The sequence below is a fragment of the Allopusillimonas soli genome, from assembly GCF_004153445.1.
Lineage (GTDB): Bacteria > Pseudomonadota > Gammaproteobacteria > Burkholderiales > Burkholderiaceae_B > Allopusillimonas > Allopusillimonas soli.
Genome location: NZ_SDQC01000006.1, coordinates 187,621 through 200,864, shown reverse-complemented (window position 1 = coordinate 200,864; position 13,244 = coordinate 187,621). Strand labels below are relative to the sequence as shown.

10 protein-coding genes and 1 other RNA gene are annotated in these 13,244 nt (G+C 63.8%); 9 read left to right on the top strand and 2 right to left on the bottom strand.

Translation table 11 applies throughout. The annotated features are described in order from the left end of the window. The first annotated feature begins 31 nt into the window (after nucleotides 1-31). Genes modA through ERD78_RS17385 form a run of 3 tightly spaced genes read left to right on the top strand, consistent with a single transcriptional unit; the run spans nucleotide 32 to nucleotide 2,288 of the window. Nucleotides 32-787, top strand: a complete 756-nt coding sequence (gene modA, locus ERD78_RS17395; protein ID WP_129970899.1) for a molybdate ABC transporter substrate-binding protein — start codon at nucleotides 32-34, stop codon at nucleotides 785-787. A 50-nt stretch (nucleotides 788-837) separates the two neighbouring features. Continuing rightward, a complete protein-coding gene (modB, locus tag ERD78_RS17390; protein ID WP_129970897.1) occupies nucleotides 838-1,527 on the top strand; it encodes a molybdate ABC transporter permease subunit in 690 nt (229 codons plus the stop codon). Beyond that, nucleotides 1,524-2,288 (top strand): sulfate/molybdate ABC transporter ATP-binding protein, encoded by a 765-nt coding sequence (locus ERD78_RS17385; RefSeq protein ID WP_129970895.1) that lies wholly within the window; start codon nucleotides 1,524-1,526, stop codon nucleotides 2,286-2,288. Before modB ends, ERD78_RS17385 begins: the two co-directional genes overlap by 4 nt. Here the strand turns inward: ERD78_RS17385 and ERD78_RS17380 are convergent. Together ERD78_RS17380 and ERD78_RS17375 are read right to left on the bottom strand one after the other, a co-directional pair. Continuing rightward, a complete protein-coding gene (locus ERD78_RS17380) occupies nucleotides 2,240-3,049 on the bottom strand; it encodes a TOBE domain-containing protein (RefSeq protein ID WP_129970893.1) in 810 nt (269 codons plus the stop codon). The genes ERD78_RS17385 and ERD78_RS17380 overlap by 49 nt on opposite strands. Before the next feature lie 9 nt (nucleotides 3,050-3,058). After that, nucleotides 3,059-3,595, bottom strand: a complete 537-nt coding sequence (locus ERD78_RS17375) for a hypothetical protein (RefSeq protein WP_129970891.1) — start codon at nucleotides 3,593-3,595, stop codon at nucleotides 3,059-3,061. 180 nt (nucleotides 3,596-3,775) lie between these two features. Here ERD78_RS17375 and ERD78_RS17370 point away from each other — a divergent pair, with 180 nt between their 5' ends. The 6 genes from ERD78_RS17370 to recR all read left to right on the top strand — a co-directional run bounded on the left by ERD78_RS17370 (nucleotide 3,776) and on the right by recR (nucleotide 13,205). Beyond that, on the top strand, nucleotides 3,776-6,457 hold the full coding sequence (locus ERD78_RS17370; RefSeq protein WP_129970889.1) for a PD-(D/E)XK nuclease family protein: 2,682 nt from the start codon (nucleotides 3,776-3,778) through the stop codon (nucleotides 6,455-6,457). Beyond that, entirely contained in the window at nucleotides 6,435-9,872 is a 3,438-nt protein-coding gene (locus tag ERD78_RS17365; protein WP_129970887.1) for a UvrD-helicase domain-containing protein, read from the top strand. Before ERD78_RS17370 ends, ERD78_RS17365 begins: the two co-directional genes overlap by 23 nt. A 91-nt stretch (nucleotides 9,873-9,963) precedes the next feature. Continuing rightward, nucleotides 9,964-10,061: signal recognition particle sRNA small type (ffs, locus tag ERD78_RS17360), an RNA gene on the top strand. Between the two features lie 84 nt (nucleotides 10,062-10,145). After that, a complete protein-coding gene (locus tag ERD78_RS17355; protein WP_129970885.1) occupies nucleotides 10,146-12,218 on the top strand; it encodes a DNA polymerase III subunit gamma/tau in 2,073 nt (690 codons plus the stop codon). A 38-nt stretch (nucleotides 12,219-12,256) separates the two neighbouring features. Beyond that, nucleotides 12,257-12,583, top strand: coding sequence for a YbaB/EbfC family nucleoid-associated protein (locus ERD78_RS17350; protein WP_129970883.1), 327 nt, complete (start codon nucleotides 12,257-12,259; stop codon nucleotides 12,581-12,583). Nucleotides 12,584-12,596: 13 nt separating this feature from the next. Then, nucleotides 12,597-13,205, top strand: coding sequence for a recombination mediator RecR (gene recR / locus ERD78_RS17345; protein WP_129970881.1), 609 nt, complete (start codon nucleotides 12,597-12,599; stop codon nucleotides 13,203-13,205). Nucleotides 13,206-13,244: the final 39 nt, after the last annotated feature.

Below are 13,244 nucleotides of genomic sequence, written 5' to 3'. Positions count from 1 at the left end.
CGATCTCATCCATCTCGGGAACATCCATATCATGAAGACAAAACTCTGGCTGGCAACAACGCTTTTTCTCGCCATGGGCCTGACAGCGCAGGCGCGAGCGGGCGACTTGCTCGTGGCGGCCGCGTCCAGCCTCACCAATGCCTTTACTGAGTTGGGCGTAGCGTTTCAGAAGCTGCATACCGATACCAAGGTGCTGAACAGTTTCGCAAGCTCGGGCGCCCTGGCGCACCAGGTCATCGAGGGAGCGCCTATTGATGTCTTTGCATCTGCCGACCAAACCGCCATGGACAAGGCAGCCAAGGAGGACGCTATCGTGACCGACTCCCGGCACGACTTCGTTCGCAACGAAGTCGTGCTGATTGTGCCGGCCGACAATCCCCGTAGCATCAAGTCGGTCAAGGATCTGGGCGGTGATGCTGTAACCCGTGTTGCTTTCGGCAATCCGGCCTCCGTGCCGGTGGGACGATACACCAAGGCCGCCCTCGAGAAGAGCGGCGACTGGGCGGCTGTGAAGAAGCGCGAGGTGCTGGGCCAGAATGTGCGGCATGTGCTCGATTATGTGGCGCGCGGCGAGGTGGATGCCGGTTTTGTATTTGCCACGGATGCCGCCATCATGCCCGAGAAGGTCAAGGTCGTGCAGAAAATGGCATCGCCCATTCCGGTTCTGTACCCGATTGCGCTGGTCAAGCGCGAGGGGGCGAATCCGCTGGCGCAGGCATATATCGACTTTGTCTCCTCGGAGCAGGGCCAGGCAATCCTGGCCAAGTACGGTTTCTCCAAACCCTGAACGCCTGTGCAGCTTGATGCCGTCTGCGATGGCATCAGGGACGCATCACCATGAACGGACTGACCGTACCACTGCTGCTTTCACTCAAGGTCGCCGGATGGGCGACCTTCTTCTCGGCCGTGCTCGGCATTTCCATTGCCTATGGCCTGTCGCGCTGGCGCTCGCGCTGGTGCGACATGATCGATTCCATATTGACGCTGCCCATGGTGCTCCCGCCCACCGTCACCGGCTACTATCTGCTGGTGCTGCTGGGGCGCCGCGGATGGCTGGGTCAGTGGCTGTCCAGCCTGGGCATCGAGCTGGTATTCACATGGCAGGGAGCGGTGGTGGCGGCCACGGTCGTGGCATTTCCCATGGTGCTCAAGGGCGCGCGCGCCGCTTTCGAGGACGTGGACCACAATCTCGAAAACGGCGCGCGGGTGCTGGGTGTGGGACAGGCCGCCATCTTTTTCCGTATTACACTGCCGCTGGCAATGCGTGGCATAGTCGCGGGCGTGCTGCTGGCCTTTGCGCGCGCCCTGGGAGAGTTTGGCGCCACGCTAATGATCGCGGGCAGCATTCCTGGCCGTACGCAAACCTTGTCCATATCCATCTATGAAGCCGTGCAGGCTGGCAACGATCATCTGGCCAACGTACTGGTGATCGTCACGTCAATCACTTGCGTCGTCATTCTATGGGTGGCGGGAGCGCTGGTGCCGCGCCGGGCCCGTATGTCGGGCATGCCGGGAGGGCTGCGATGATCAGTCTGGATATCCACCGGCGCGTCGAGGCTGGCACGCGCGCTTTCGATCTGGATGTATCGCTGAGCTCCCAAGCCCGCCGCATTGCCCTGTTTGGTCCTTCGGGTGCGGGCAAGTCGCTCACCATACGTGCCATCGCAGGGCTGCTGCGCCTGGATCGCGGCTGCATTGTCGTCAACGGGGTGACGCTGTACGACTCCGACCGGGGTATTGCGCTGTCGCCTCAAGCGCGCCGCCTGGGTTATTTGCAGCAGGACTATGGACTTTTCCCCCACCTGACGGTTATCCAGAATATCGCTTTTGGCCTGACGCGCGGCTGGCTGAACCCGCGCGGCAGGCGGCTGCCCGAAGTGGCACGGCGATGGGTGGATGCATTCGATCTGGACGCCATATTGAACAGTTATCCATCGGAAATCTCAGGAGGGCAAAAACAGCGTGTCGCACTGGCCCGTGCCCTGTCCGTAGAACCGAGGCTGCTGTTGTTGGACGAGCCGCTGGCCGCGCTCGATGCCGGCTTGCGCGTCCGTATGCGCGAGGAACTGGCCGCCTTGCAATCGAGACTGGATATCCCGACCATTCTGATCACACACGATCCGCAGGACGCCGTGATGCTGGCCGATCAGGTATTTCGCATACGCGATGGCCGGATCGAGGGCGATTGCACGCCGCAGGGGTTGATGGCGGCGCAAAATGCCACCATCTCGCCCTCAGGTCAGTCCATGACACCCAGCATGACGCTGGATGCCTTGAAGATCGCATAGGCCGGCTGGCCGGTTTTCAGGCCCAGGGTGGCGAGACTGTCCATCGTGATGATGGAAACCAGCGCGTGGCCGCTGGGCAGCGCGATGCGCACTTCGGCATTTACTGCACCTTTGTTGATGCCATCGATTTTGCCGGCGAGCTGATTGCGCGCTGAAATTCGCAATGGTCCATCGACGGTGCCGACCATGATGGACGAAGCTTTGATCAGCGCCATGGCTCGGCGACCAGGCTGTAGGCCAAGATTCTGGACGCTGGCGCTGGTGATGTTGGCGACGATGTCCAGGCCTTCGGCCAGCGACAGCGCCACTTCATCGTTGACTGCGCCTGGGCGCACCGCGCTTACTGTGCCCAGCAGTTGATTGCGTGCGGACGTTTCCAGCATCATATGTTGTATCAGCTCCAGATTGTCGGCCGACGCATCCTGCACTTGTGCCAGCCTCGACATGAAACGGGCATGCTCCCGGCTTACTTGCTGGAACAATGCCAACAATTGCAGGCCCTTGTCGCTCAGTGTGGCGCCGCCGCCGCGCCGACCGCCGGTTGTGCGCAGCACCAAGGGTTCTCCCGCCAGGTTATTCATGGTATCGACCGCGTCCCATGCCGCCTTGTAGCTCATGCCCACGCTGCGCGCCGCGGCGGTGATGGAACCCTCCCGCGCGATGGCCTCAAGCAGGGCCATGCGACGTTGGCTGCCCCAGCTCTGGTTGCCTGAGCGCAGGGCGATGGAACCGCTGAGTTCGATGGGAGAGGTCGCAGCCATGAGTGTGTCCTATTGTCCTCTCATACACGGGGGCAGCTTGCCGCCCCGTTTGGCCATTGCCTTCTGGGCACGCTCGGCCATATGCCGATGCAACTCGTCCTGGTGGGCCTTGTAGAAGGCCATATTGGCATCGCTGATGGCCAGCCTCGTGGCATCGGGATGTTGCTTGACGATGTCGGGGTGCTGTGCCGCCAGCTCCTGCATGGCGGCGCCCATGAGCGTCATGGTGCCGAGCAGCAGTTCCCTGCCGGTAAGGCCTGACTCGGCGAGTGCCTTTTCCACACCGGGACGGGACTCGAATTTCCGTACAGTGTCATCCAGCGACATGCGGCCGTCGTCTTGCAGCACCAAAAGCGGCGACAGCTCGCAGGGCTTTTCGACGGCCAGATCCTCATAGGCGTAATAGCGTTCGAGGAAGGATGGCGTGAGTTCGAAGTTGCGAAGTGCCTGCAGGTCGGTGGCGGATGGCGGCGCTGCCTTGGAGGGTGCGGTGGCCGCGAGGGCCAGCAGGCAGGCAGACAGTATATGGGATAGCAGGCGCGGCATGAATGCTCCATTCGTTCTTGTTTCTGGCGCGGCGCATGGGCCCGGCGCAGCAGTGGGATCAGGCAAGCATAACAACTGAGGCGAGGAGGGGTAAAGGCTGAAATCCGCGTGGCGGTTTCTACGGCGGTGCCGACTCGTTAGAATGGCAGGCTATAACCGTAACGACCTGCTGGCGACCACATGGAAGATCTGGACACCATAGAACTTGATGCGCTGGCGCGGTGGCCCGCCCACCAGACGCTTATCCTGACAGTCAACAATCGTCATGCACGCCGGGTCCTGGCGGAGCTCACGTCCACGCTGACAGAGGGCAGGCGGGTCATGGCGGCACCCGAGGTTGTGCCGCTGTCGGGATGGGTGAATCGCCTGGCGGAGCAGTTGGCCTTCGATCCAAACGCTTCCCAGCCTCTGCACACTGTGGATGCCTTCGGAGCGCATTGGCTGTGGCAACGCGTCATTGGCGATATTGAGTCCGAAGCGGGGCATGGTCTACTGGACGTCTCCCAGGCTGCAAAATTTGCGGCTGAAGCTGACCGGCTCATGGACGACTGGCGCATCAAGGTGCCAGCCGGGCAGGAGACGGCAGAGTATCTTCATTTTCTGACATGGCGGAATGCCTACCGTAATAGCCTGGCTGAACTGGATGCCGAGGATGGCAACATGCTCTGGGAGCGGGTCTGCGGGGCCCTGGAAGACGAGCGCCTGGATGTGCCCATAGGTGCGCTGGTGCTGGCCGGCTTCAATGAATTGGCCCCGAGGCTGCGCGCTATGATCGCCGCGCTGCAGCGGCGCGGCATACAAGTGGTGGCGTTGCGCAACAGTGCGATTCCCGCGGGTGCATGCCGGTGGTTGCAGGTGCCCGAACCAGACGCCGAATGGCGCTTGGCAGCAGCCTGGGCCGCCAGGCAATTGAGCGCGCATCCCCAAGGCCGCTATGCCATTATCGCGGCTCGGCTTGAAGAAGATAGCGCGTTGGCGCACCGCTGCCTGCGCGAGCACCTTGCCCCGCAAACGCCCTACAACATTGCCGTGGCGCGGCCGCTGTCCGAGTGGCCGCTTGCGCGTGCGGCACTTGCATGGCTGCGCGTGCTCGCACGGTTCGACCGCGACGGCGTCTGCCCCGTGGCGGAACTGGGCCAGGCCCTGCTGGCGGGAGGCTGCGTGGCAAGCAGGGCGGAGCGCGCCGGCCGTGCACGGCTTGACGCGCTCTGGCGGCGCCGTGGCACCGTGTCGATATCTGTTCAGGCCTTCGGTGAGCAGCTTATGCGCCATGCTCCCCAGCTTGCGGCAGCCTGGCAGCAATGCTGGCTTGACCTGGCGGCGACGCCCTGCGACGGCACAGCGCACGGCTGGCGCCAACAATTCCGGACCTGCCTGATAACTCTGGGTTTTCCAGGCAGCGGTATGCTCGACAGTCATGCTTTCCAGTCCGTGGAAGCGTTTGAGCGCCTGTTGGAACGCATGGCACACCTGTCTCCAGTCGTTGGTGTGTTAAGCCGGTACGCCGCATCCGTGCTGCTGCGCCGTCTGGCAGACGAGACGCCTTTCCAGCCTCAACGCGATCCAGCCGCAAGACTGGATGTGCTGGGCTTTCTTGAGTCTGAAGGCGGGCGGTGGGACGGCGTGTGGGTTCTGGGCCTCACCGATGAAGTGCTGCCTGCTCCCGCACGGCCCAACCCTTTCATACCCCTTCAAGCGCTGCGCGATGCGGAGGCACCGCGCGCAACACCGGAGCGCGAGCTTCATTGGGCGCACACCCTGTACGCGGCTTTGCTGAAGTGCGCGCCTGAAGTCTGGCTGAGCCACGCGCAATACGAAGGCGAGCGCCTGCTGCGTCCCAGCCCGTTCGTTGCGCAGGCGGCAAAGTGTGAGTCCGAGCCCTGGATGGATGCCGTGCTGGCAAGGGCGCAAGCATCGTTCGAAAACGTGCCGATGGAGCGCATTCTGGATGAACGCGGGCCGGCATTGGTCCGGGGCGCGCGTACGCGGGGAGGCATCGGCGTCATTGACACCCAGGCGCGAAACCCGCTTTGGGCATTTGCCAAATATCGTCTGGGTGCCAGCGCGCTGCCGGCTTATGCGGATATTTTCGATCAGAACGCGCGCGGCCTGTTGCTGCACAAGGCCGCCGAGCTGCTGTGGCGCATGTTGCGTGACCAGGCCGAATTGTGGGCCGCACATGAAACAGGCCGCTTGGTCGCGCTGCTCGAGGAAGTCGTCGCCCAGGCGGCCAAGGAGCACCTGCCCGAATATGGCCCCCGGCTCAAGGAGCTGGAGATGCATCGCGCGCGGAGCGTGCTTATGGCGTGGGTCATGCACGAGCTGGCGCGTACGCCTTTTCGGGTGCTTGAAGTCGAGAAAAACTGCGAATGGAACCATGGCGCATTGAGCCTGTCGCTGCGAGTGGATCGCATTGATGCACTCCTGGACGATCGCCTTGTAGTAATCGACTATAAGTCTGGCGGCGGCAATGTCGAGCCCCGCGCCGACTGGATGCGGGAGCGCCCGGTGGGGCTGCAGCTGCCTTTCTATGCCTCGGTATTGGCCGGAAACAGCGATGCCGTGGCGGCGATGGCCCTGGTGAAGCTGCATGCGCGCGGCATCGAGGCGCGCGGCCTGCAGGACGGCGACTGCGGCATGGAAGGCATGGCCACCCTGGATGACTGGCCGGCATTTGCCGGCCGAAGCTGGCGCGACGTGATGCTGTTGTGGCGTACCACCATCAATGATCTTGCCGAAGAGTATGTAAGCGGCGTTGCCATCAACACTTATCTTCGCGCTGAGGACATGCGCTATTGCGACGTCCTTCCCTTTCTGCGCCTGAACGAGGAATATCCGGATGACACACAAGCAGCCCAGTGACAGTGCGCTGCGTCTTGCAGCCCTTGATCCGCAGCACTCGTTCCTGGTGCAGGCGCCGGCGGGTTCCGGCAAGACGGAGTTGCTGACCGACCGCATCCTCGCCTTGCTTCCCACCGTGGGCAAGCCCGAGGAAATTGTGGCTATCACATTCACCCGCAAGGCGGCGTCCGAAATGCACAAACGTTTGCTGGACAAGCTGCGTCTCGGCCTGAACGAAGATCCGCCCGACGACCCATATCGCCTGGGCAGTTGGAAGCTTGCACGGGCCGCCATGGCCCGGGACAAGGAAATGGGCTGGGATCTGCTGCAATATCCGGCGCGCCTGGGACTGAGGACCATCGATGCCTTCTGTGCCCATCTGGTTCGCGCCATGCCCTGGATGAGCGCGCTGGGCGGCATGCCGGCCTTCACCGACAACGCGCAGGCGCACTACGAGGCCGCGGCGCAGGCCACGCTGGCCATGGCCGACAATGAGCCCTGCGTGGCGGCGCTCGTCGAACATCTGGATGTGGATCTGCGCGCAGCGCGCGACCTGCTGGCACAGATGCTTGCAAGCCGCGATCAATGGCTGCCTTTGCTGTCCGAGGGCGGCGAGATGGATGTATTGCGCCATAATCTGGCGACTTCGATAGAAACGGATCTGGCTCGCCTGCGCGCCGGCATGCCGGATGGGTGGGCGCAGGCCCTGGCACCCGCGCTGCGCCATGCCGCAGAGGTCATTGCCGGCAAGACGGGGCAGGACGCAGGGCCGCTGGGGCGATGGGACGGCACGCCTTTTCCAGCCGAAGCGGCAAGTCTGGACGCCTGGCAGGCGCTGGCCGACGCCTTGCTGACGAAACAGGGCCTGCCGCGCCGGCGGGTGACGGCCAGGGAAGGCTTCGAGCCCAAATCTCCATACAAGCAAGGATTCCAGGCGTGGCTCAATGCTGTGTCGGAGGCGGACGCCTGGGTGCGGACGCTGCATGAGATCCGCGTGGCGCCAAGAGAGGGCTACAGCGATAGTCAGGAAGCTGTGCTGGGGAGCCTGATTCAAGTGCTGTGGCTGGCTGCGGCGCAATTGCAGCTTCGGTTCGCCGAGACTGGGCAAGTGGATTTTATCGAGGTGTCGCAGCGCGCATTGAACGCTTTGGGTGCGGCGGACGCACCGACCGAATTGTTGCTGGCCCTGGATCGTTCCATCCGCCATATCCTGGTGGATGAATTCCAGGACACCAGCCAGACGCAGATCGCGCTGCTGGAGCGCCTGACGGCCGGATGGGAGCCGGACGATGGGCGCACGCTGTTCCTGGTCGGTGATCCCATGCAATCCATCTACCGCTTCCGCAAGGCCGATGTGGGTGGATTTCTTCGCGTCAAGGAACACGGTATTGGCCATATCCCCGTGACGGCGCTTGAACTCAGCGAGAACTTTCGTTCGCAGGGGCGTATCGTGGCCTGGGTGAACGACACCTGCCAGCCGATTTTTCCCGCTGAGAATCACCCGGGCCTGGGCGCCATTGTCTACACACCCTCCGTGCCGTTTCGCGACCCTGAATCAGGGCCGCCCATGACGTTCCACCCCATCTGGACGCACGACGAGCGTGATGCTCAGGACACGAGCCGCCAGACGGAGGATCTGGTGGTCAGGCTGGCCCGCCAGGCACTGGAGGACAATCCCGATAGCGACCATCCGGTCGCCATTCTGGTGCGCGCGCGCGGGCACCTGGCCGGCATCGTCCATCGCCTTGCCCAAGCGGGCATTCCTTGCCGGGCTGTGGACCTCGTACCGCTGAAGGACCGCCAGGCCGTCATCGACCTCACTCAGCTCGCCCGCGCTTTGTCGCACCCGGCCGATCGCCTTGCCTGGCTGTCTGTATTGCGCTCGCCCCTATGCGGTCTGACATTGGCCAGCCTGCACAGCGTGTGCGGCGACTATCCCGATGCCGCCGTGCCCGACCTGCTGCGGGCGTGGATGGAAGGCAAGGCGCCGCCAGCGCTGGCTTTGCCGACAGGTTCAACGATCGGTGACGGCATGCCCATGGCGTCCGAGGAACCGGTGACATCCGACTGGGGTCATCTGGAAGCCAGCGAGGCACGTCGCCTGCGGATGGCGGCCGGTGTGCTGCTGGACGACGCCAACGATGCGGGCACCGTCCCATTTGCCGCCTGGCTGGCATCCATCTGGCGGCGACTGGGGGGCTTCGATATATACGGCGGCCCCGGCGATGTCGCGGATACCGAGCGCTTGTTTCGCCTGATCGAGCAACTCTCGCCCTACGGCAATCTGGATCCTGGTGAACTTGAGCAGCGGGTGGAGCAACTGTTTGCTGCGCCTGAAGGCAGTGGCCGCGCAGTGGAGGTCATGACCATTCACAAGGCCAAGGGACTTGAATTCGAGACCGTCATCCTGCCGGGGCTGCACAAAATGCCCCGCGGCGATTCCCAGCCGCTGTTGATGCTGGAGCACCACGAAGGAGCGCTGTTGATGGGGCCCATCAAGCACAGGGCGGCCCGCGAAACAGATCCGGTGTCCGCCTATCTGATGACGCGCGAAAAGAAGCGTGCTGCTTATGAGGCCGACCGGTTGCTCTACGTAGCGTTGACGCGCGCGCGGCGCAGCCTGCATCTGATCGGCGAGGTAGGCCTGGACGGCGAGGCATCGGTCAAGACGCCTGTCCCCGGTTCGCTGTTAGGCCGCTTGTGGGAGCATCTTGGCTCGCCGGCCTTGCCGCCGGCCGATTTGCGTGCCCCGGATGCGGCGCGCGAGGCCTCCGGAAGGCGGTGGCTGGCGCGGCGTAGGCTCGATAGCCTTCCGCAGCCGGATGCGCCTGTCGCCGAAATATTGAACGACAAGGGGGAAGAGGCGGGGATCAAACCGTTGGTGGAAACCAGAGGCGTGGCCTGGAACTGGCGCGACGATGCTGGCGAGGAAGCCGTGATAGGCACGGTGGCCCACGCCTGGCTTGAGCGCATAGGCCGCGAAGGTTTGTCGGCCTGGTCTCCTGGGCGTGTTCATGATTGCGCGCCAGTCTTTCGGCGACAGCTGAGCCGCGCAGGGCTGCCGCAGCCCGCGCTGGATCATGCTGTCGAGGCCATCAGGGACACGCTGTGCGCCACGCTGTCCAGCGCAAGGGGGCAGTGGCTTTTGCAGGTGGCGCAGGCCTATCGGGAATGGTCCCTGCTCGATATCAGCGGCCGCGTGTCCATCATCGACCTGGCGATTTCCCAGGAAAACGACTGGCTCGTCGTGGACTACAAGACCGGGCGCCCGCAGGATGGTGAGTCCGTTGAGCACTATGCAGACCGAATGCGGGAGCGGTATCGTGCGCAGATCGAGCGCTACTGCGCGCATGTCACCGCGCTTGATGGACGGCCTGCGCGCGGCGCTCTGTATTTTCCGCGCGCCGACATCTGGGTTGACTATCCCATGCGCTAAGGCCTCGGCCGGCGGAGAACCAGCCGGACTCTGCTGTCCTTGGCGGCGGGCATGGCGCGCGGGAAAGCCTCACACCTGTTAGAATGCAGCTGGCGGGCCCCTTCGCATGGTTCGGCGGTGAACCTGGTCAGGTCGGGAACGAAGCAGCCATAGTCGCTCAGAGTCAGTGCCGAAGTCAGGCTCGCCCTTTCACTACCGGGTGCCAACCCGCGTCCCCAGGCAGCGCCGAATCCGGTACACTTTTCGTTTATCCCTTGGTGGCTTGGGCTCCGCATGACCTATCTCGTACTAGCACGCAAATGGCGGCCGCGCTCCTTCGACGCGCTGATCGGACAGGATCACGTCGTGCGCGCGCTGACGCATGCCTTGTCCACGCAACGCCTGCATCATGCCTGGCTGTTCACAGGCACTCGGGGGGTAGGCAAGACCACGCTGTCGCGCATCCTGGCCAAATCGCTGAACTGTGAAACCGGCATTACGCCCACCCCATGCGGCGTCTGTCAGGTGTGTACCGAAATCGACGCAGGCCGATTTGTCGACTACGTGGAACTCGATGCCGCGTCCAATCGCGGGGTCGAGGAAATGACCCAACTGCTGGAACAGGCTGTCTATGCACCCAGCAGCGGCCGGTTCAAGGTCTACATGATCGACGAGGTGCACATGCTGACGGGGCATGCGTTCAACGCCATGCTCAAGACCCTGGAGGAGCCACCCGCGCATGTCAAATTCATCCTTGCCACCACAGACCCGCAGAAGATTCCGGTCACTGTCCTGTCGCGCTGCCTGCAGTTCAACCTGAAGCAGATGACGGCGGAGGCCATTGTTGGCCACTTGCAGGGCGTGCTCGACCAAGAATCCATCCGCTACGAAACGCCCGCGCTGCGGCTGCTGGCACAAGCTGCCAGCGGCTCTATGCGCGATGCGCTGTCGCTGACGGATCAGGCGATAGCCTACAGCGCAGGCGACCTGTCCAGCGACGCCGTGCGCGGCATGCTGGGCACCATAGATCAGCGTCACCTGGTCAGCCTGCTGCAGGCGCTGGCCGCAGGCAGCGCGGCGCAAGTGTTGTCCGTTGCGGACGAGCTTGCCGAGCGCGGCTTATCCTATTCCGGCGCCCTGGCTGATTTGGCGGTGCTTCTGTCCCGCATTGCCATCGAACAGCGTATTCCGGGCGCCACACAGCCCGAAGACCCTTTGGCGTCCGATATCGCCGAACTTGCCGGCATGCTGCATGCGGATCAAGTGCAGCTGTTTTATTCCGTTGCCGTGCACAGCCGCGGTGAGCTTTCATTGGCGCCCGACGAGTATGCGGGTTTTGTCATGGCTTGCCTGCGGATGCTGTCGTTGGTGCCGGACGGCGGCCCGGGGCAAGGGCCTGCGCCATCGGGCGGCCAGCCCACCAGCGGCCGCGAGGTACCGGCTGCTGCTGAATCGCCATCGGCGGCTGCTGTCGCGGGAGCGGGCCAAGCGTCCGCTGCATCGGTAGCATGTCCCGCGTCCGATATGCCCGCGCAAGTCAAGTCCGCCGGCAATGCGACTGCAGACGCATCGGTATCCAATACCGCCACGATGCAACAGCAGGGCGCGCACACCGTGGCGGACGAAGCCACAGACCCGGCGTCTTCTGCTCACGACGAATCCGAATCGACTCAGTCCGGGAAGAGCGGGGCGGCCCCGGCCCAGCGGAGCCCGGAACCGGCCCATGACGACGTGCCCGCCTGGGAGGATGCGCCCAGCCCGCCGCCGCCGTCAGCCTCGGACGCTGATACGTTCGAAACCATGTCGCCGGACGATGCCTATTTTGACGATGCACGCTTCATTCCAGCCGACGGCGAGGATGGCGCCGACGAGGTGCCCGGCGGCTATGCCTTGCGCGAAGAGGACGGCGCGGGCCTACCGGCCGGCCTTGCGCCCGGGCGAAAAAGAAAGCACCGCCAACCGCGGCCCGGCGATATCACGCCGCAGACCTGGCCCGCGCTGGCCGCTGCATTGCCGCTAACCGGGCTGGCCGCCGAGCTCGCCCGCCAGAGCGAATGGGTGTCGGCGCAGGGCGATGCCATCACCCTGCGTGTGGCCATCCGCTCACTGGCCGAAAGCGGCGGCAGGGCGCGTCTGCGCACCGTGCTGTCCGAGCATTTTGGCGCCGCGGTCCAGTTGAATGTCGAATATGGCGTCACCGGAGACGACACTGCACATGCCGTCGAGCAGGCCTGGCGCGCCGACAGGCAGCGCGAGGCCGAGCAGGCGGTTGCCAACGATCCGTTTGTGCAGGCGCTCATTTCCGAGTTCGGCGCCCGCGTGGTGCCTGGTTCCATCAGTGCCACGCTTCGCCAGCGGGCTGCGTAGGCAGATTATTCAATTCTTAATTTCAGGAAATCCTATCCATGATGAAAGGTCAGATTGCCGGCTTGATGCGCCAGGCGCAGCAGATGCAGGAAAACATGAAGAAGGCGCAGGAGGCTTTGGCCGATATTGTTGTCGAAGGCGCCTCGGGCGGCGGCCTGGTCAAGGTATCCATGACCTGCCGCAATGACGTAAAGCGCGTCACCATCGATCCGAGCCTATTGGAGGACGACAAGGACATGCTGGAAGACCTCGTCGCGGCGGCGTTCAACGACGCCTTGCGCAAGGCCGAGACAACCTCCCAGGAAAAAATGTCCGCCGTCACGGCAGGCATGCCCATGCCGCCGGGAATGAAGCTGCCGTTCTGACGGCGCAGGCGCCATGGAACCCGAACTGCCCGAGCCCGAACCGCTGACGACGCTCATCGAATCGCTGCGCTGTCTGCCTGGCGTTGGACTGCGTTCGGCGCGCCGCATGGCCTACCATTTGCTGCAGCACGATCTGCGCGGCGCGGAACAGCTCAGCCATGCCCTGGCCACGGCAGTGGCGGGCCTGCGACATTGCAGCCGTTGCAACGGGTTCTCCGAAGACGACATCTGCGTTACCTGCGCCAACCCGAAGCGTGATCCCACCTTGCTATGCGTGGTCGAGACGCCGGCAGACCAGAACATGATCGAATCCAGTCACGGCTATCGCGGCCTGTATTACGTGCTCATGGGCAGGCTGGCGCCGCTTGAAGGGGTGGGCCCGCAGGCGCTGCAGTTTGACCGCCTGCTGGAGCGGGCGGCCGATGGTGTCGTGCGTGAAGTCATCCTTGCCACCAATTTCACGGCCGAGGGCGAAACCACAGCCCACTATCTGGCCGAATTGCTTCGTTCCCGCGGCCTTGCCGTCAGCCGGCTGGCGCGGGGCGTACCGGCCGGGAGCGAACTCGAATACGTGGATGCGGGAACCATTGCCTGGGCGCTCATGGAGCGGCGCGGCGCCTGAAATTCCCCTGCGGTTTTGTACCGCCACCGCGGTGTTCCG

Coding starts and splice junctions, on each gene's coding strand:
- modA (WP_129970899.1), top strand. CDS start 32: ATGAAGACAAAACTCTGGCTGGCAACAACGCTTTTTCTCGCCATGGGC.
- modB (WP_129970897.1), top strand. CDS start 838: ATGAACGGACTGACCGTACCACTGCTGCTTTCACTCAAGGTCGCCGGA.
- ERD78_RS17385 (WP_129970895.1), top strand. CDS start 1,524: ATGATCAGTCTGGATATCCACCGGCGCGTCGAGGCTGGCACGCGCGCT.
- ERD78_RS17380 (WP_129970893.1), bottom strand. CDS start 3,049: ATGGCTGCGACCTCTCCCATCGAACTCAGCGGTTCCATCGCCCTGCGC.
- ERD78_RS17375 (WP_129970891.1), bottom strand. CDS start 3,595: ATGCCGCGCCTGCTATCCCATATACTGTCTGCCTGCCTGCTGGCCCTC.
- ERD78_RS17370 (WP_129970889.1), top strand. CDS start 3,776: ATGGAAGATCTGGACACCATAGAACTTGATGCGCTGGCGCGGTGGCCC.
- ERD78_RS17365 (WP_129970887.1), top strand. CDS start 6,435: ATGACACACAAGCAGCCCAGTGACAGTGCGCTGCGTCTTGCAGCCCTT.
- ERD78_RS17355 (WP_129970885.1), top strand. CDS start 10,146: ATGACCTATCTCGTACTAGCACGCAAATGGCGGCCGCGCTCCTTCGAC.
- ERD78_RS17350 (WP_129970883.1), top strand. CDS start 12,257: ATGATGAAAGGTCAGATTGCCGGCTTGATGCGCCAGGCGCAGCAGATG.
- recR (WP_129970881.1), top strand. CDS start 12,597: ATGGAACCCGAACTGCCCGAGCCCGAACCGCTGACGACGCTCATCGAA.